This window comes from Blautia sp. BCRC 81119 (genome assembly GCF_003184505.1).
Classification (GTDB): domain Bacteria; phylum Bacillota; class Clostridia; order Lachnospirales; family Lachnospiraceae; genus Blautia_A; species Blautia_A fusiformis.
Map to the genome: position 1 here is coordinate 1 of NZ_QJHD01000073.1, position 579 is coordinate 579.

The following is a 579-nucleotide window of genomic DNA, read 5'->3' on the forward strand; positions in this document are numbered from 1 at the left end:
AAAGTCATTTAAAGGCTATACGTCCAGAATTTTAAGACAGGAATTTCCCTATCTTAAAACGAAAATGCCGACTCTCTGGACAAACAGCTATTTTGTATCGACGGTGGGCGGTGCTCCGCTGGAAACAGTAAAACAGTATATTGAAAACCAGAAAACATCGCAGAGACAAAAGGATAAGATGGGATAATGCAAAAAGGAATTAAATTCAGGATCTACCCGAACAGAGAACAGAAAAACTTCATCCATCAGACCCTGGGATGCTGCCGGTTCATCTACAACCGGGGACTTGCCATGCGTAAGGAAGGCTATGAAAATGGGGAAAAGATCGGCTATTCCCAGACTTCCGCCATGCTGACTGAACTGAAAAAGCAAGAGGAGTTTGCCTTTCTGAAAGCAGCAGATTCCATTGCATTACAGCAGTCTTTGCGGGATCTGGACAGGGGATTTGTGAATTTCTTTCAGAAACGGGCTTCCTATCCAACCTTCAAAAGTAAACATAACCGGTTCCAGTCATACAGAACGGTAAATCAAAAAGATAATATTCGTATTGTGGGAAGATATATCAAACTTCCGAAACTT

General features: G+C 42.0%; 2 protein-coding genes. Both read left to right on the forward strand.

All coding sequences use genetic code 11. From position 1 onward, the window contains the following. Positions 1-187 (forward strand): transposase (locus tag DMI82_RS19585; RefSeq protein ID WP_146207182.1); only part of this gene is annotated, 187 nt, incomplete at its 5' end. Continuing rightward, on the forward strand, positions 187-579 hold a 393-nt coding region (locus tag DMI82_RS19590), incomplete at its 3' end, for an RNA-guided endonuclease TnpB family protein (RefSeq protein WP_146207196.1). The genes DMI82_RS19585 and DMI82_RS19590, both read left to right, overlap by 1 nt.